Origin of the sequence: Pedobacter heparinus DSM 2366 (assembly GCF_000023825.1) — a bacterium.
In the GTDB taxonomy this organism is placed as follows: domain Bacteria; phylum Bacteroidota; class Bacteroidia; order Sphingobacteriales; family Sphingobacteriaceae; genus Pedobacter; species Pedobacter heparinus.
Genome location: NC_013061.1, coordinates 2365994 through 2384024 on the forward strand (window position 1 = coordinate 2365994; position 18031 = coordinate 2384024).

Sequence of the window (18031 nt, forward strand, 5' to 3'; positions counted from 1 at the left end):
TCGTGGTTTACTGTTGTAATAGCATATTAACCTGAGAAGATGAAAACAGACTTTATAGAGATATTTCAAACGATCAGGGCTGTTTTACAGCCTTACGCAACTTTGGGCTTTAGCAATCGGATAAACAGTGAGACCACTTACGACCTTTGGAGCGATAAAAATGTAGTAATTGATGGTGAAAAAAGAAATGAGTTATATTTTGCTGCAGTAATGATCCATAAAGGTCATGTAGGGTTTTATTATATGCCGGTATATGCCGAACCGGAAATGAAACGTATTTTTGACCCTTCACTTTTAAAGTTGTTGAAAGGTAAATCGTGTTTTCACATCAAAAAATTAGATGATGCACTTTTAGGGCATATTGAAAATGCGCTTGCTGAGGGTTACAGATTATATAAAGAAAAGGCTTGGGTATAAAATCGGTTTGGCAAAGTAAAGTAGTATTGGCGCTGGAAGAAACAGGCCTGTATGTTGAGCATCCTGAGCATGAAATATACCAGCTGTTACTTTGCAATCAAAAAGTGGTGCTCCATTTGGTACCCCTGGAAAATAATTATGATCCCGCTGGTCTTATTGCATTGCAAGCCGAATATAAGGCTATCGGTAAGATATTATTGCATTTGTGGGAGGATGTATGGCTGACAAGGCAAGTACAGGTGCTGGGCAGGATTTGTTCATTACTCGGCATAAACAAGCGCCTGCATGCGCGCAAGGCAAAAATAAGAGTGCTTACCCAAAAACAAGCCGCTGATTTTATGGACCAGCACCATTTACAGGCATCGGCCAGAGCCAGGTATAAATTTGCACTTTGTATAGATGAAAAAATTGTTGCAGTAGCTTGTTTTAGTGCTTTAAGGTCAATGAAAAACATTTCAGCTACTCATAAATCTGCAGAGCTGATCCGCTTTGCAAGCCTTACCGGCTTTACGATTACAGGGGGCTTTAGTAAGCTGCTTAAACATTTTATAACGCTGATGCAGCCAGATGATGTGATGAGTTATGCCGACCGTGACTGGTCGCTCGGCAATGCTTACGCCCAATCGGGCTTTGTGCTAAAGGAAACTACGGCGCCAGCAAAAATATGGCTGAACAAAAATGAGCTTTCCAGATACTTTGAACATCGCTTACCAGCTGATGCAGCTTCTTGTCTGGCAGATTATGTGCAGATTTTTAACACTGGTAATTTAAAATACATCTTATACTTGTAAATGGAAGCCTCTAAATTATTGATCGTGCTGGGCGCAACTGCATCGGGTAAAACAAAACTCGCCGTTGAGCTGGCCGATGTACTGGAGGCGGAAATCATCAGTGCCGACAGCCGACAGATATTTACCGGAATGGACCTTGGTACGGGTAAAGATCTGAAGGAGTACAATATCCAGGGAAAACAAATCCCTTATCACCTGATTGACATTAAAAAGCCCGGAGAAAAATACAATGTAAATGAATTTAAAGAAGATTTTTATAAAGTATTTGAGCAATTGAACAGTGAGGGCAAAAAGGCCATACTGTGCGGTGGCACTGGTATGTACATACACAGTTTACTGCAAAAACACGATTATACAGCAGTGCCGGTAGATCAGGAACTTAGGCAACAATTATTATCGCTGGATAAGGAGGAACTTAGGAAAAGATTGCTGGCCTATCCTGATGTATTTACAGGACATGCCGATCACTCTTCTGCAAAAAGGCTGATCAGGGCTATAGAAATTGCTTCCTATTTAAGCCGGTACCCACTGAATATACCCGAAAGAGCGGTCATTAAGCCTCTGGTTATCGGTCTTTTTTCGGATGTGGAGAAAAGAAGGGAAAGGATTTTTAAAAGACTGGAGCTACGGCTGGAAACAGGGATGATTGAAGAAGTTGAACAGCTTCTTGAAGCAGGGGTAAGTAAGGAAATGCTTGTTTTTTATGGTCTGGAGTATAAATTTATGGTGTCATATCTGGATAAGGAAATCACTTATACGGAACTTAAAGAGAAACTGGGGACCGCCATTTGCCAGTTTGCGAAAAGACAGATGACCTTTTTCAGGAAAATGGAAAAGGATGGGGTTAACATCCATTGGCTGAACACAGAGGGTAATACAGATCAGCTGGTTAGTAAAATAATCTCTTTGTATAAAATTTCTTAATTTAATGTGTTCATTTTTTCGGCTATGGCATGCTGTTTGCAAAGAACTATAGTGTACGGATTGTTTCTGTATTAAAAATTAAATTAAAACGAATCAAATGATGAAAAAAGTTACAAAATTTTTAGCTTCTGCAGTAGCTGCAGTAGCTTTATTGGTTAGTACAAATGTACATGCTCAGTCTGGAGATTCTAAAGCATGGCGCTTGGGCGTTGGGCTTAATGTAGGTGTGCCTACAACTACCGGATATAGTCTGGCAATAGGTGGAGATTTACGTTTACAAAAAGATTTTAGTTCCAATGTTTCAGGATTATTGTCTGCAGGTTATACCAGCTTCTCATTAAAGGATAGCTATGGTGGTGGAAGTTTCGGAATGGTACCTGTTAAAGCTGGTGTTAAAATTTTCTTAGCCGAGAGCCTGTATGCATCCGGTGAACTAGGTGCAGGGTTTGGTACAGAATCAGGTTCAAAAACAGCCTTTTTGTGGGCTCCTGGAATTGGTTATGGCTTTGACAATGGTATAGATCTTGGTCTGCGTTATGAAGGTGCTGAATTTAGCGGTGCATCATTAGGCCAGGTTGCACTTAGAATTGCTTACGGATTTAAGCTGTAACTGTACCATAGAGCATAAAATTTTACCAGGCTCCTGATTTTTTCAGGAGCTTTTTTATTTATTTAAAATTAAAATGCTATTTTAACCCAAAAATCAAAACATGAGGAAATATCTGGCAGTAATGCTCATCACAGGGATAGTTTCCTGCACCAATACAGAAAAGAAAGTAGCAGGGAATTCGGATACTACATCGGGCGTTGTTGATACCATCGCTAATCATATTGAACTGAAGGACAATAAAGTCCAGGCTATTTACAATGGTTATATCGCTTTGAAAGATGCACTGGTTGCTGCAAAATTTGAGGACGCACAAAAGACTGCCGCAGTGCTTAAAACCGATCTGGCCGCTTATAAAGGTTGTGAAAGCACAGCTTTAACTGCCGAAAAAATTGCTGTTGCAAAGGATATTAAAAACCAGAGGGCCTTGTTTACATCCCTGAGTGAAGATGTAATCGCCTTATTTAAACATGCAGACCTGATTAAAGGGAGCATTTTTGTACAGCATTGCCCAATGGCCAATAATGGCGTTGGGGGCGACTGGCTTGCTTCGGAAAAGAAAATACAGAACCCTTATTATGGAGATGAAATGATGGATTGCGGAAGGGTTGTGGAAGAGATCAGAACTGGTAAGTAATATTTTTGATTCTTACTTGTTTTTGACGCGCATTTAATAATAATTTAACAGCTTTGTTATAATAAGCTAAAAGCTAACCGGAATGGATTAGTTAAGTTTGTTTTTATAAATTTAAGAATATATATGTCAGATATTGCAGAAATTAAGATTGATGGAAAAGTGTATGAATTCCCCGTTATCACTGGAACCGAAGGGGAGAAAGCTATAGATATCTCTAAACTTAGAGATTTAACAGGTCATATCACTTTAGACTTTGGATACAAAAATACGGGCTCTACCAAAAGTGCAATAACCTTTTTGGATGGTGAACAAGGTATATTAAAATACCGTGGCTATCCGATTGAAGAACTGGCAAAAAAATCTACTTTCTTAGAAGTAGCCTATTTATTGATATATGGCGACCTGCCCACACAGGTGCAATTGGATGATTTTCAAAAACAGATCAGCAGACATACACTGATCCATGAGGATATGAAGAAATTTCTGGATGGTTATCCGTCGAAATCACATCCTATGGCCCAGCTCTCTTCACTGGTATGTTCTTTATCTACTTTCTACCCGGAGTCTTTAAATGCAAATTCATCGCCTGAGACGATGGACCTGACCATGATCAAACTGCTGGCCAAGTTTCCGACCATTGTTTCTTTCATATATAAAAAATCTTTAGGCCACCCGCTGATCTATCCTAAAAATAAATACGATTACATCAGCAATTTCCTGAACATGATCTTTGGTCAGCGTACAGAGGAAGTTGAGATTGACCCGGTTGTGGTAAATGCCATGAACACCTTATTGATCTTACATGCAGACCATGAACAGAATTGTTCTACCTCTACAGTAAGGATTGTTGGTTCTTCAGATTGTAACTTGTATGCATCGGTTTCTGCAGGTATAGACGCCTTATGGGGGCCACTTCATGGCGGCGCGAACCAGGCAGTAATAGAGATGCTGGAACTAATTAAACAAGATGGCGGGGATACAGAAAAATGGATCAATAAAGCCAAAGATAAAAATGATCCTTTCCGTATGATGGGTTTTGGGCACAGGGTATATAAAAACTTTGATCCAAGGGCTAAGATCATTAAAAAGGCTTGTGATGATATTTTAGAAAAACTGGGCATCAACGATCCGGTACTGGAAATTGCCAAGAAACTGGAAGAAGCAGCTTTAAGCGATCCTTATTTTGTACAACGTAAACTATATCCTAATGTCGACTTCTACTCGGGGATCATTTACAGGGCTTTAGGTTTCCCTACGGATATGTTTACTGTATTGTTTGCTTTGGGCCGTTTACCGGGATGGATTGCACAATGGAAAGAAATGCATGAAAACAAAGAGCCGATAGGACGCCCGCGCCAGATTTACGTTGGTCATACCGACAGAACTTTTACTGCAATAAAAGACAGGTAATACAGCTATTTAATTCCATAAAAAAAGCCCTGTCATTAACTGACAGGGCTTTTTTTATGGTTTATATTTTAATGGCGCATTGCTTCTATGGCCTTTTCTTCTGCCTTATTGTGTTTGTATTTGAATACAAATGGAAATACAATGGCAAGCAATAGGGTATAGGATGCAAATGTGATCCAGATGCTGTGCCAGTCCTTACTCTGATCGGTATGTGTAAAAAACTTATCAATGATAAAGCCACTGGTAAAGCTGCCGAAAAGTGCGCCAAAGCCGTTTACCATCATCATGAACAGGCCCTGAGCACTGCCACGTATTTTTGCATCGATCTGTGTTTCTACAAATAACGATCCGGAGATATTGAAAAAATCAAAGGCCATCCCGTAAATGATACAGGACAAAATGATCATCCATAGGCCACCGGCAGGATCGCCGTAAGCAAACAGACCAAACCGCAATACCCAGGCCAGCATGCTGAACAGCATTACGTATTTTATTCCAAACTTTCTTAAGAAAAAGGGGATGGCCAGGATAAACAGGGTTTCCGAAATCTGAGAAATGGACATAATGATGGCCGGATACTTTACAGCCAGCAGGTCCTGAAACTCGGGTACATTCTTAAAATCGTGTAAAAAGGTATCGCCATACGCATTGGTGAGCTGCAGGGCGGCACCCAGGAACATGGAGAAAAGAAAAAATACAGCAAATTTCTTTTGCTTAAACAAGGCAAAGGCCCTTAAACCCAGGGCATCAACAAATGATTTTGAATCTACCTTATTGGCCAATGGTGGACATTTAGGTAAGGTAAAGGCATAAAGTCCCAGCAGCAGGGAAACTGCCGAAGCAATGTAAAACTGGTTGGATGTGGCTTCGCTGCCGGAAATGCTGACTACCCATAAGGCAGCTATAAAACCTATCGTTCCCCAGATCCTGATGGGTGGGTAATCCTTTACTACATCTTTACCGTTGCTTTTTAAAGCAGAATAAGCTACTGTAATAGAAAGGGATAGGGTAGGCATGTAAAAGATCATGTTTAACAGTATTACCCAGAAAAAGGTATGGGGGTTATCTACCATTGGTAAACAGAACAATACAACTGCACCACAAATGTGCATCAGTCCGTATAGTTTCTCGGCATTGATAAAGCGGTCTGATATAATGCCGGTTAGTGCAGGCATAAAAATAGCGGAGATGCCCATGGTAGAAAAAATAGCACCAAACTCTGAGCCCGACCATTTCTTATTTTGAAACCAGTATACGCCAATAGTAATCAGCCATGAACCCCAGATAAAGAACTGCATAAAATTCATCAGGGTTAAGCGAAACTTAACATTCATCATAAGCTCATCTATTTTGATCCTCTTTTATTGATTTCATCACGTATCCTGGCTGCTTTTTCGTAGGCTTCTTCTGCAATTGCTTCCTGCAGTTTCTGGTTAAGCTCTTCCAGGGTAAGCGACTTATAACTTGATGAAGGGATAGAAGAGAGGTCTTCCGTGCCCTGTTCTTTAGATATGTTATCGATGTTTTCAAGAAAAAGGAAATCATTGCCTTCTATGACTATGCCTGCAGAGGAAAGGATGAACTCGTAGGTATAAATGGCTGCACTAAACCGGACAGCTAAGGCAATGGCATCTGAGGTACGGGCGTCAATTTCATGGGTTGTTTTTCCGTCAGTACAGATCAACTTGGCATAAAATACGCCTTCTACCAGGTTGTAAATGAGGATCTCCTGGATATCGATGTTATAAATCTGTGCAAAGGTTTTGAACAGGTCGTGTGTTAATGGCCTGCTTGGGGTCATCTTTTCTATTTCAATGGCTATCGCCTGCGCTTCAAAGGCACCAATAATGATCGGCAAACGCCTTCTGCCATTTACTTCTCCCAGTACCAGCGCATAAGCGCCCGACTGGGTTTGGCTATAAGATAGACCAACAATATCTAGTTTTACTTTTTTCATATGAAGTAAAACATACAGGAGCAATAAAATGATTACCCCCGTATGTTTAATTAACCTTTATGTGCTTTTAATGCTTCTATTAATTTTGGTACAACTTCAAATGCGTCGCCAACAATACCATAGTCGGCCACCTTAAAGAAAGGTGCTTCTGGGTCTTTATTGATTACCACAATTACTTTTGATGAACTTACACCCGCCAAGTGCTGGATCGCCCCAGAGATACCAATGGCAATATACAGGTTCGGGCTGATGGCAATACCTGTCTGGCCAACGTGTTCAGCATGTGGCCTCCAGTCGGCATCCGACACCGGCTTGGAACAAGCTGTAGCTGCACCCAGCAGTGCAGCAAGTTCTTCTATCATTCCCCAGTTTTCCGGGCCCTTTAAACCTCTCCCTGCAGAAACAACCAGTTCCGCATCCGGTAAGGATATTTTATTGGTAGCCCTTACTACTTCTTTTACAATAGCAGTAAGGTCTGATGGCTTTAGTTCCGGACTAAAAGCTTCTATGCTAATGTCGGACGCATTGTCCTTCACACCAAAAGCATTTGGGTTCAGGGCAATTACTTTAACTGCAGAGCTGAGTTCAGTTATGGCAAATGCCTTTCCGGAGAAGGCTGTTTTTTTAACCTGGAATTTTCCGGCATCAAGTTGTGGCAATTCTACAGCACCGTCTACCAGTCCTGCATTAAGTTTTACTGCAATTCTTGGCGCTAACCCTTTGCCTGAGAAAGAATTAGATAAAATAATAACATCAGCATTTTCTTTTTTTGCTGCCTCTGCAATCACTGCGGCGTAAGCCTGGTTTACAAAGTTTTTTAACTGCTCATTGGAAACGTTCAATACTTTTGACGCACCGTATTTACCCAGTTCCTTAAGTTCGCTGTCGCCAACGTTACCAATAGAAATCGCAGTTAAATTGCTGCTTTGTTTATCTGCAATGGCTTTTGCATAAGAAACTGCCTCGAATACAGATTTCTTAAATTTACCATCTACCTGCTCTACATATACTAAAACTGACATAAGATCTTTATTAAATGATTTTTTAAAATTTGAAACAGAATGGCTTAAATTACTTTGGCTTCCGTGTGTAACAGTCCGATTAAACTGGCAGCATCTTCTGCCGGTACCAATTTAACTGTTCCGCGTGGCGGAGGCGTTTCAAATTGCTGTATTTTACTCAATTGTGCTATTTCTTTGGCTTCAACCACCTGCAGAGGTTTGGTGCGGGCCGACATGATACCCCTCATATTGGGTATTTTCGGTTCTGCGGTACCCTCGGCACAGCTGGCAATAAACTTACCACTTATAGAAATGATTTCTTTACCGCCCTCTATTTCACGTTCTATGGTAGCTGTGGTTCCGTCATAATCCAGTTTTTTTATGATAGAAACAGATGGGATGTCAAGGAACTCGCCTACCATCGCCGCAACCTGCGAGCCATTGTAGTCGATAGACTCCCTGCCACATAAGATCATGTCAAATTCATTGCTCCTGGCATATTCAGCAATCTGATAAGCTGTAAAATAAGCATCCCTTGGTGCAGCATTGATCCTTACGGCATCATCGGCACCGATAGCAAGCGCTTTCCTGATGGTTGGTTCGGTAGCGCTTTCCCCAACATTAATTACAGTTACAGTTCCTTTACCACCTTCGCAAAGTTCAATTGCCCTGGATAGGGCGATCTCGTCATAAGGGTTTACAATGAACTGAACTCCGGATGTATTGAATTGTGTATTATCGTTGGTAAAAGTTATTTTTGTCGTTGTGTCTGGCACGTTACTGATACAAACTAATATTTTCATAGAGTTATAAATTGATTTTTAATGGTTATGAAGCTATCATGAGCTCAATCGTTTTTAGTTAATTTGTATCTCATGATGGTTTCATAGAGTTATAAATTGATTTTTAAGATGGTAATGGTTCGTTATAAACTACACATTGCCTTTTTGCAAATCTAATTAAAAAAGCAGGGATTTAAAATGCAAAGTACCCGAATAGCAAAGTTATTGGAGTTTTTACAGAGTGATCCGAATGATCCTTTCGTATTGTATGCACTGGCAACAGAATATAATACCTCAAATGATACGGAAAAAGCACTTGAATATTATTTGAGGCTAACCACTGATCATCCTGATTATGTGGGTACCTATTACCATTTAGGTAAACTTTATGAACAGCTGCAGCAAACAGAAAAAGCAATTGAAATTTACCAGAAAGGAATGCTGGCTGCAAGGAATAAACGGGATATGCATGCTTTTTCTGAACTGCAGGGTGCTTATAATTCTGCCGCAGGTTTAGATTACGAAGATGATTAACTGACAGGCAGGTGGGCAAAAGAAAATTGTTGTTTATCAGGAACGTAGTTCTTTTCACCTTTACTGCTTTTGGAGGGGCCCAGGCACACCTGGCACTCCTGCTTAAATATTTTGTTAAAAGCGTTCCTTTTGTTACAGAGGAAGAATTGCTGGAACTGAATGCACTGGCCCAGGTATTACCAGGTCCGGCTTCTACACAGACCCTTGTAGGTGTTGCTTATAAAGTTGGTGGCCTAAAGCTTTCCATCATTACTTTCCTGATCTGGATCCTTCCTTCGGCAGCCATCATGACTTTTGCGGCCATCAGTTTTGCAAAACTGGACCAGCAGGCAAAGTTTACCGAAATACTGGAATTCATACAGCCTATTGCTTTGGGCATTGTAGCTTATGGTGCTTATAACCTGGCAAAAAGAGTGCTGGTTTCACAACTCACGGTTTTTCTGGCCATATCTGCGGCAATTGTAACCCTGGTTTTAAGAAATGCCTACGTGTTTCCTATGGCCATCTTACTTGGGGGAATGGTGTCATCGGCCATAGGGACACCTGCAGAAGAAAGTACCATCAGGCTGAACCTCTTCTCTAATATCAATCCTAAAAAACTGACTTATTTTTTTGGTGTATTGCTGTTCCTGGCACTGCTGGGCGCAATCATCAACCGGACATCACCTTTTAGTCTGCCCATCAGGCTTTTCGAGAATTTTTACCGAAATGGCATTGTCATTTTTGGTGGGGGGCAGGTGCTGGTACCTTTAATGTTCACAGAGTTTGTACAGATGAAGCAGTACCTGAGCGCTTCAGGCTTTTTGTCGGGATTTGCCTTGCAGCAGGCATTGCCGGGGCCCACTTTTTCATTTACCAGTTATCTGGGCGCCCTAAGTATGCGGAATTTTGGTTTTGGGCCAACCGGACAGGTTTTAGGGGGATTGGTGGGGGTGCTCGGTATCAATTTACCCGGGCTGATCCTGGTGCTGTTTATTGTCCCTTTTTGGGAAGACCTTAAAAAGATAACCCGTATTAAACATTCCTTAACAGGCATCAATGCAGTAAGTGTGGGCTTTATTATTGCTGCATTTGTACTTTTACTGATGCCCGTGGCCCTGAATGGTCTGGCTATAGCTATTATGGTGGCTACCTTCCTGATTTTGAATTACACCAAAATCAGTCCGCCTTTTATTGTACTGGCCGGAATACTGCTGGGTTACTTTTTATAAGCGGTTAAAAAGGGGCATCGTCGTGCATATCGTCCATTCGTGATGGTTTAATGATGACATTTCCGGCAGGTCTGTCAAAATCCTGCGATGGAGCCATTCCGGCACTCGGACTGTCCATAGAAAACGAGGTAGGGGCTGCAAAACTTTCTTCCAGATCTGCAAATTTCACGTACTTGCCGATAAAGCGGAGCGGTACAATACCGGTTTCACCATTACGGTGCTTGGCAATGATGACTTCACCCACACCGGCCTGAGATCGGCCCTGTTCATCTTCGGTGATGCCGTAATATTCCGGTCGGTAAAGGAAGAGCACCATATCCGCATCCTGCTCAATAGATCCGGATTCACGTAAATCGGATAACATTGGCCGTTTTCCGTTTACACCTGGTCTGCTTTCTACCGCACGGCTCAGCTGCGAGAGGGCGAGCACAGGTACATTTAATTCCTTGGCCACCGATTTAAGTGCCCTTGAAATGCTGCCAATTTCCTGCTCACGGTTACCACCACCACTCTGACCTTCACCTTTGCCATGCATCAGCTGTAAATAGTCGATAATGATGAGCTGTATATCGTACTGGGCCTTTAATCTTCTGCATTTGGCCCTGAATTCAAAGATATTTAAGGCCGGGGTATCATCTATCAGCAGTGGCGCTTCGGTAAGCCCGCCGATCTTACTGTGCAGTTGCTGCCATTCCCATTCGGCAAGGTTCCCCTTTCTGATCTTTTCCTGTTCAATTTCAGCTTCTCCGGAAATCAGACGGTTAACCAACTGTACGGAAGACATCTCTAAAGAGAATACAACTGCCGGACGTTTAAACTGAACGGCTGCATTTCTGGCGCAGGTTAATACAAATGCCGTTTTACCCATGGCCGGACGTGCCGCAATGATGACCAGATCGGATGCCTGCCAGCCACCTGTAATGCGGTCCAGATCGGTAAATCCGGAAGGTACGCCTGTTAAACCATCACTTTTGCTGCGTAGCTCTTCCAGCGTGGCCAGAGATTGTTTTACAATCTCGTCCATCTTTTGTGTGTCCCGGCGCAGGTTGTTCTGGGCAATGTCAAACAGGTTCTTTTCTGCATGATCCAGGAGGTCAAAAATATCCGTCGTATCTTCATAGGCGTTTTGTATGATCTCTGAAGAAATCCTGATCAGCTCGCGCTGGATGTATTTCTGGGAAACGATCCTGGCATGAAATTCTATGTTGGCTGCTGAAGCCACCCTGTTGGTCAGGTTAGTAATGTAATAAGCCCCGCCAATCATTTCCAGTAGTCCCAATGTACGGAGTTCAGCGGTAACAGTAAGGATATCAACCGGTTTTGATTTCTGGAAAAGCCCCTGTATGGCCTCGAAGATCTTTTTGTGTGCTTCGTGGTAAAACATTTCGGGCTTAAGGATATCAATAACAGTCGATAAAGCATCTTTTTCGAGCATCAGCGCGCCTAAAATGGCTTCTTCAAGATCAATGGCCTGGGGTGGTATCCTACCCATAGTGCTCATGGTATTGCTTAACCTGGTTTTCCTTGCACTGAAATTTGCCTTATCTTGTCCTTGGGGTTGATCGTTACTCATAGGTACAAAAATAGACAAAAAATAAGTCCCTGCTCCATTTCTTTATGCACATTTCCACCGTATACAATATAACCATACCAATATCGTCCTCCTAAATTTTAGCTTTTTGTTCACAAAACTATGTGGAAAAGAATACCTATTTTTGCCGCTCAATTTAATAAAGATGGAAAATTCCAGGAGACCTGCAAGAGGTAAAGAGAGTAACGAGTTTATATTTGGTATACGTGCTGTAATAGAGGCAATTAAGGCTGGTAAAGAGATAGAGAGCATTTATATACAACGGGGCTTGACAGGCGGTATCATTATGGAGCTGAAGGCTTTGCTGAAAGAGGTGGATGCGCCTGTACACAATGTTCCGGTAGAGAAGCTTAACCGGATGACCCTGAAAAATCACCAGGGGGTTATTGCAGTAATTTCGGCCATCACCTTTCAAAAAATTGAAGACATTATTCCTGCAATATATGAGAAAGGAGAAACGCCATTGGTGTTGATCCTGGATGGCATTACCGATGTCAGAAATATGGGTGCCATTGCCAGGACAGCTGCCTGTGCCGGTGTGCATGCTATTGTGGTACCCAGTAAAAATTCGGCACAGATCAATGCTGATGCCATTAAAACGTCGGCTGGGGCTTTGTTTACCATTCCGGTTTGCAGGCACCCGAACTTGCATAAAACAGCATTATTTTTACAGGAATGTGGTTTGCAGATTGTAGCCTGTACAGAAAAAACCAACGACCTGATCTATGTGCCGGATTATACCGCACCTACGGCCATTGTAATGGGGGCAGAGGATGAAGGGATTTCGAATGAGCTGATGCGTATGGCAAACCACCTGGCCAAGATCCCGATGATCGGAGAGATCAGTTCACTGAACGTATCTGTTTCAGCAGGGATTATCCTTTATGAAGCCATCAGGCAACGGCAATAGCGATGTTCAATGGTATAAAAAGACCATACAGGATAAGCCTGTATGGTCTTTTTATATAAGATTGATTAAATGAACTTTGTGCCGAATTTAGCTTTTACATCTGCCACTACCTGTTTGATGGTCTGTTCTTCCGATCTTGGACAGATGAGCAGGGTGTTGTTGGATTCCACCACAATGTAATCGTGCAGTCCCTGTAATATGACCAGCTTGTCCTTAGGTACATTAACCATACAGTTTGAGGAATTGAACATCATGACCTGTTCTGCCGGGATTACTGCATTTCCTACATAATCATGTTCGGCAATGTCGTAAATAGAAGCCCAGGTGCCTAAGTCAGACCAACCGAAATCGGCGGGCAATACGTACACGTTATCTGCTTTTTCCATAATACCGAAATCTATCGAGATATTGGTGCATTGCTGATAGGCATCACTGATGAAATCTTTCTCGTTTTCGGAATTGTATACCGGACCACCTTGTAAAAAGATCTCATGCATTTCAGGCAGGTGCCTGGAAAAGGCTTTATTTATAGACCTGGCAGACCAGATAAAGATACCTGCGTTCCATAGAAAATCACCACTTTGTATAAAGGATTTAGCCAGTTCAAGATTGGGTTTTTCTGTAAATATCTTGACCTTATGAATCTGATTGTCTGTTTTTAAAGTATTTTCAATATACTGTATATAGCCATAGCCGGTATCAGGCCGGCTGGGTTTAATGCCAAGTGTAATCAGGCAGTCGTTCTCTGAGGCTGCCTTCAAAGACTGCCCAATCGCTTCGATAAAGGCTTCCTGATTGGTGATGGTATGATCTGAAGGGGCCACAACGATGGTTGCATCCGGATTAAGGCTTGCAATTTTCATAGAACCGTAAGAAATGCAAGGCGCAGTATTTCGCATGATAGGTTCGGCAAGAATCTGGTTTTCATGCAGGCCCGGCAATTGTTCCTTAATAATATCCGTATAGATCTCGTTGGTCACTACAAAGATGTTTTCGGGAGGGCAGATTTTTAAGAACCTGTCGTAGGTACTCTGAATCAATGTTTTTCCTACACCAAAGAAATCTATAAACTGTTTCGGATATTCAGTTCTGCTTACAGGCCAGAAGCGGCTGCCAACTCCACCAGCCATGATCAATGCGTAATTGTTCTTATTCATTATTAAATTGGAAAGGGTTAAATTATACCTTCCTGAAGAAGGTCGTGCAAATGTACGATACCAAAATAACTTCCGGCATCAGTAACCAATAATTGGGTAATGTTATTTTCTTTGATGATTTCAAGGGCATTCAGGGCCAAAAGATCCTTTTCAATCCTTTTAGGGTTCGGGTTCATTAAGTCGCTCGCTTTAATATTTGTTAAATCTGAATATTTTTCCAGCATTCTCCGGATGTCGCCATCCGTTATGATGCCCAGAATATCATTCCCATCAACAACAACTACTGCACCTAAACGGTTTTGACTAATTTCTATGATGACATCTTTTACAGATGCATCTGCACAGATACTGGGTTTTTGATTTTTTAAAGCCAGGTCGCCGGTTTTTAAGTACAGTTTTTTACCTAGTGAGCCGCCCGGATGGTACCTGGCAAAATCCTGTTCGTTAAAATCGCGGGCATGGAGTAAGCAGATGGCCAGTGCATCGCCCATGGCCAGTTGGGCGGTAGTGCTGGTGGTAGGGGCCAGGTTGTGTGGGCAGGCCTCTTTTTCTACATAGGTGTTTAACACCAGGTCTGCCTGCATGGCGAGTTCTGAATTCAATTGGCCGATCATGCCGATCATGGTATTGCCGGATTGTTTAAGCAATGGTGCAAGTACCTTAATTTCGGGTGTATTTCCGCTTTTGGAAATGCAGATGACGATGTCATCTTTCTGGATCATACCCAGGTCGCCATGAATGGCATCTGCGGCATGCATAAAAATAGCGGGTGTACCCGTAGAGTTAAAAGTAGCCACTATTTTTTGGGCAATGATGGCACTTTTTCCTATTCCTGTGACAATTACACGGCCCTTACTTTCGATAATCAGGTTAACAACCTTAACAAAATCATCATTTATATTATTAATCAGGCCTAAAATAGCCTGGGCTTCCAGCTGTAAAGTGCTGACACCAGCCTCGATAATAGATTTTTTACTTTTCAAACAGAATTAATTAGTATATTGATGCTTTGAATTAGTGCAAAATTATGTTATTTTGAAGTAAAAATAGCACTGAATATTTTATAGACGAAATGGATGTGAAAAAGTCGTTGTTTGACAACTTACAAACCTTTTTTGGTTTTGATAATTTTAAAGGTGACCAGGAGTCAATAATTACCAATGTTCTTGAAAAGAAGAACACTTTTGTTATTATGCCTACAGGTGGGGGGAAATCCATATGTTACCAGTTACCAGCATTGATCAATGAAGGGACCGCAATTGTGATTTCCCCATTGATAGCATTGATGAAAAATCAGGTAGATCAGCTACGGGCTTTTGGTGGGAGTGATAGTATAGCACATTTTTTAAATTCCTCTTTAAACAAGACGGAGATTACACAGGTAAAAAGTGATTTATTGAACGGACAGACCAAGCTGCTTTATGTGGCCCCAGAGTCGCTTTCCAAACAGGATAACATTGATTTCCTGAAACTCATCAAAATATCTTTTGTAGCAGTAGATGAAGCCCACTGTATTTCGGAGTGGGGACATGATTTCAGGCCTGAATACCGAAAGATCAGGCAGGTGATCAGCGGTTTGGGTGAAGGGATCCCTATTATTGCCTTAACTGCAACAGCAACACCTAAAGTTCAGCAGGACATCATAAAAAACCTGGGCATGAGTGACGCCACTTTATTTAAGTCGTCCTTTAACAGGCCCAATCTGTTTTATGAGATCAGGCCCAAGCGTGATGTGCTGAAAGAGATTATCCGTTATATTAAGTACAATACCGGAAAATCCGGTATTATTTATTGCCTGAGCCGTAAAAAGGTGGAGGAAGTAGCTGAATCTTTAAACCTGAACGGTATAAAGGCCCTGCCTTACCATGCAGGCCTGGAACCCAAGGTGAGGGCAGAGACCCAGGATAAATTCCTGATGGAGGATGTAGAAGTGATTGTAGCCACCATTGCATTTGGAATGGGAATAGACAAGCCAGATGTGCGTTTTGTGATCCACCATGATATTCCCAAAAGCATGGAAGGATATTATCAGGAAACAGGAAGGGCAGGCAGAGATGGCGGAGAAGGTGTTTGTATAGCTTTTTATGCGCAGAAGGATGTGGATAAACTGGCTAAGTTTATGAAGGATAAACCCGTTTCGGAAAGGGAAATTGGTACACAGATATTGAAAGAAGTAATTGATTATGCTGAATCCGGCGTTTGCCGAAGGAAGCAGATCCTGCATTATTTTGGGGAGAACTTTAACGAAACCGGCTGTAACTGCATGTGCGACAATTGCAAAAAGCCCAAAAAGCTTTTTGAAGCTGAGGAATCTTTATTGGTGCTCTTAAAACTGATTAAAAAAATCGGGGAAAAGTTTGATGATGCGCACATCATTAATGTGCTGATGGGGCTGGAAACGGCGCAGACCATTGCTTATGAGCACAGCAAGCTGCCGGAATTTGGATTGGGTGTGGTGGAAGGAGAAAACCACTGGAAATCTCTGGTACGGCAGGCAGTGCTGAATAATTTCCTGTCCAAGGACATAGACAATTACGGGCTGCTGGGACTTACCAATTCGGGACGTGATTTTATTGAAAACCCCTACAACCTTAAATTCATACTCAATGAGCCGATAGACAGTGCTGCCGACGATGATGAGGATGATGTAAAACATGGTACCGGAACTTTGGATACGCAGCTGCTGCAGCTGTTGAAAGACCTGCGCAAAAAAATAGCCAAACAAAAAAATGTTCCTCCGTTTGTGGTTTTCCAGGATCCGTCACTGGAAGAGATGTGTACGCATTATCCCATTGCGATGGATGAACTGAAGCAGATCTCTGGCGTGGGTAACGGTAAGGCCTTAAAATTTGGAGCCCCTTTTCTGGAGCTGATCAAAAAATATGTGGAAGACAATGACATTGAACGGCCAATAGACCTGATCATTAAAACCCAGGCCAATAAATCGCAGCTCAAAGTTTCAATCATTCAGAATATAGACAGGAAAATTGGTCTGGAAGACATTGCCAGGGCAAAAGGGATTACTTATGATGATATTTTAAAGGAAATTGAAGCAATAGTAAATTCCGGTACTAAGCTGAACCTCAATTATTTTGTAGATGAAATGATAGATGAAGATCGTCAGGATGAGGTATTTGATTATTTTCAATCAGCTGAAAATGACTCCATTGATGAAGCCCTGAAAGAATTGGGCGAAACAGATTATTCGCGTGAAGAAATCCAGCTGATGCGCATTAAATTCATGTCCGAATTAGGTAATTAACAGCATAACGACCATAATGATCAACTTTTCATTAGATAAATTAAAACATACAGCTTCGGGTAACTTCTTTTTAATGGCAGGCCCATGCGCTATAGAGGGTGAGGAAATTGCTTTGCGCATTGCCGAGAAAATTGTAAATATTACCGATAAACTTGAAATCCCCTTTATTTTTAAAGGCTCTTATCGCAAGGCCAACCGTTCCAAGGGTGGTTCTTTTACCGGTATTGGCGACGAAAAAGCACTTAAAATACTGGAAAAAGTAGGCAAAACCTTTAATGTACCCACAGTTACAGATATCCACGAAAGTGCTGAAGCTGCTATGGCAGCTGCTTATGTAGATGTGTTACAGATCCCTGCTTTTTTATGCCGGCAAACAGACCTGCTGATTGCTGCTGCGCTGACAGGTAAAGTGGTCAATGTAAAAAAAGGACAATTTCTATCTGCGGGATCAATGAAGTTTGCCGTTGAAAAGATTGTAGAATCTGGCAACAACAGGGTAGTGCTCACCGACAGGGGCAATACCTTTGGGTACCAGGATCTGATTGTAGATTACCGTGGACTACCCGAAATGCAGGGTTTTGGTGTGCCGGTGGTGATGGATTGTACACATTCCTTACAACAGCCCAATCAGAGTTCCGGGGTCACCGGTGGTAAGCCCGAACTGATTGAAACAATTGCAAAAGCAGCAATTGCTGTTGGTGCAGATGGTCTGTTTATTGAAACACATCCCGATCCTGCAAATGCCAAATCGGATGGTGCAAATATGCTGCAGCTCGATTTACTGGAAGATTTGCTGGTCAAACTTGTCAGGATACGAAAAGCAGTGATTTAAATGTTTGG

18 protein-coding genes are annotated in these 18031 nt (G+C 42.0%); 11 read left to right on the forward strand and 7 right to left on the reverse strand.

Going from position 1 to position 18031, the window contains the following annotated elements; genetic code table 11:
• Positions 1 to 39: 39 nt before the first annotated feature.
• The 6 genes from PHEP_RS10155 to PHEP_RS10180 all read left to right on the forward strand — a co-directional run bounded on the left by PHEP_RS10155 (position 40) and on the right by PHEP_RS10180 (position 4786).
• Positions 40 to 417, forward strand: coding sequence for a hypothetical protein (locus tag PHEP_RS10155; protein WP_015807866.1), 378 nt, complete (start codon positions 40 to 42; stop codon positions 415 to 417).
• Complete coding sequence (locus PHEP_RS10160; RefSeq protein WP_015807867.1) at positions 408 to 1208, forward strand: hypothetical protein; 801 nt, start codon at positions 408 to 410, stop codon at positions 1206 to 1208. The genes PHEP_RS10155 and PHEP_RS10160 overlap by 10 nt, the downstream gene beginning before the upstream one ends.
• Complete coding sequence (gene miaA / locus PHEP_RS10165; protein WP_015807868.1) at positions 1209 to 2132, forward strand: tRNA (adenosine(37)-N6)-dimethylallyltransferase MiaA; 924 nt, start codon at positions 1209 to 1211, stop codon at positions 2130 to 2132.
• A 97-nt stretch (positions 2133 to 2229) separates the two neighbouring features.
• Positions 2230 to 2742 carry an outer membrane beta-barrel protein gene (locus PHEP_RS10170; protein WP_015807869.1) on the forward strand — a complete coding sequence of 171 codons (513 nt, stop codon included), beginning with the start codon at positions 2230 to 2232 and terminating at the stop codon, positions 2740 to 2742.
• A gap of 100 nt (positions 2743 to 2842) precedes the next feature.
• A complete protein-coding gene (locus PHEP_RS10175; RefSeq protein ID WP_015807870.1) occupies positions 2843 to 3376 on the forward strand; it encodes a DUF3347 domain-containing protein in 534 nt (177 codons plus the stop codon).
• 123 nt (positions 3377 to 3499) lie between these two features.
• Positions 3500 to 4786, forward strand: coding sequence for a citrate synthase (locus PHEP_RS10180; protein WP_015807871.1), 1287 nt, complete (start codon positions 3500 to 3502; stop codon positions 4784 to 4786).
• Positions 4787 to 4854: 68 nt separating this feature from the next.
• Here PHEP_RS10180 and PHEP_RS10185 read toward each other — a convergent pair whose 3' ends face one another.
• Genes PHEP_RS10185 through PHEP_RS10200 form a run of 4 tightly spaced genes read right to left on the reverse strand, consistent with a single transcriptional unit; the run spans position 4855 to position 8547 of the window.
• Positions 4855 to 6120: a nucleoside permease gene (locus tag PHEP_RS10185; protein WP_036674455.1), complete on the reverse strand. Its 1266-nt coding sequence runs from the start codon at positions 6118 to 6120 to the stop codon at positions 4855 to 4857.
• An 11-nt stretch (positions 6121 to 6131) separates the two neighbouring features.
• Positions 6132 to 6743: a bifunctional nuclease family protein gene (locus PHEP_RS10190; protein WP_015807873.1), complete on the reverse strand. Its 612-nt coding sequence runs from the start codon at positions 6741 to 6743 to the stop codon at positions 6132 to 6134.
• A gap of 50 nt (positions 6744 to 6793) precedes the next feature.
• Positions 6794 to 7765, reverse strand: coding sequence for an electron transfer flavoprotein subunit alpha/FixB family protein (locus PHEP_RS10195; protein WP_015807874.1), 972 nt, complete (start codon positions 7763 to 7765; stop codon positions 6794 to 6796).
• A 44-nt stretch (positions 7766 to 7809) separates the two neighbouring features.
• Complete coding sequence (locus PHEP_RS10200) at positions 7810 to 8547, reverse strand: electron transfer flavoprotein subunit beta/FixA family protein (RefSeq protein ID WP_015807875.1); 738 nt, start codon at positions 8545 to 8547, stop codon at positions 7810 to 7812.
• Positions 8548 to 8724: 177 nt separating this feature from the next.
• Between PHEP_RS10200 and PHEP_RS10205 the strand changes: the two genes are divergently transcribed.
• Both PHEP_RS10205 and chrA read left to right on the forward strand, forming a co-directional pair.
• Positions 8725 to 9060: a heme biosynthesis protein HemY gene (locus PHEP_RS10205; protein ID WP_015807876.1), complete on the forward strand. Its 336-nt coding sequence runs from the start codon at positions 8725 to 8727 to the stop codon at positions 9058 to 9060.
• 11 nt (positions 9061 to 9071) lie between these two features.
• A complete protein-coding gene (gene chrA, locus PHEP_RS10210; RefSeq protein ID WP_036674008.1) occupies positions 9072 to 10271 on the forward strand; it encodes a chromate efflux transporter in 1200 nt (399 codons plus the stop codon).
• Positions 10272 to 10275: 4 nt separating this feature from the next.
• On the opposite strand, the gene dnaB is transcribed toward chrA, so the two are convergent.
• A complete protein-coding gene (dnaB, locus tag PHEP_RS10215; protein WP_015807878.1) occupies positions 10276 to 11844 on the reverse strand; it encodes a replicative DNA helicase in 1569 nt (522 codons plus the stop codon).
• Positions 11845 to 12007: 163 nt separating this feature from the next.
• On the opposite strand from dnaB, the gene rlmB reads away from it, so the two are divergent.
• On the forward strand, positions 12008 to 12772 hold the full coding sequence (gene rlmB / locus PHEP_RS10220) for a 23S rRNA (guanosine(2251)-2'-O)-methyltransferase RlmB (protein WP_015807879.1): 765 nt from the start codon (positions 12008 to 12010) through the stop codon (positions 12770 to 12772).
• A 65-nt stretch (positions 12773 to 12837) separates the two neighbouring features.
• On the opposite strand, the gene PHEP_RS10225 is transcribed toward rlmB, so the two are convergent.
• Together PHEP_RS10225 and PHEP_RS10230 are read right to left on the reverse strand one after the other, a co-directional pair.
• Complete coding sequence (locus PHEP_RS10225; protein ID WP_015807880.1) at positions 12838 to 13929, reverse strand: mannose-1-phosphate guanylyltransferase; 1092 nt, start codon at positions 13927 to 13929, stop codon at positions 12838 to 12840.
• Positions 13930 to 13946: 17 nt separating this feature from the next.
• Entirely contained in the window at positions 13947 to 14912 is a 966-nt protein-coding gene (locus tag PHEP_RS10230) for a KpsF/GutQ family sugar-phosphate isomerase (RefSeq protein WP_015807881.1), read from the reverse strand.
• A gap of 89 nt (positions 14913 to 15001) precedes the next feature.
• On the opposite strand from PHEP_RS10230, the gene recQ reads away from it, so the two are divergent.
• Complete coding sequence (recQ, locus tag PHEP_RS10235) at positions 15002 to 17191, forward strand: DNA helicase RecQ (protein WP_015807882.1); 2190 nt, start codon at positions 15002 to 15004, stop codon at positions 17189 to 17191.
• 16 nt (positions 17192 to 17207) lie between these two features.
• Positions 17208 to 18023 (forward strand): 3-deoxy-8-phosphooctulonate synthase, encoded by an 816-nt coding sequence (kdsA, locus tag PHEP_RS10240; protein ID WP_015807883.1) that lies wholly within the window; start codon positions 17208 to 17210, stop codon positions 18021 to 18023.
• Positions 18024 to 18031: the final 8 nt, after the last annotated feature.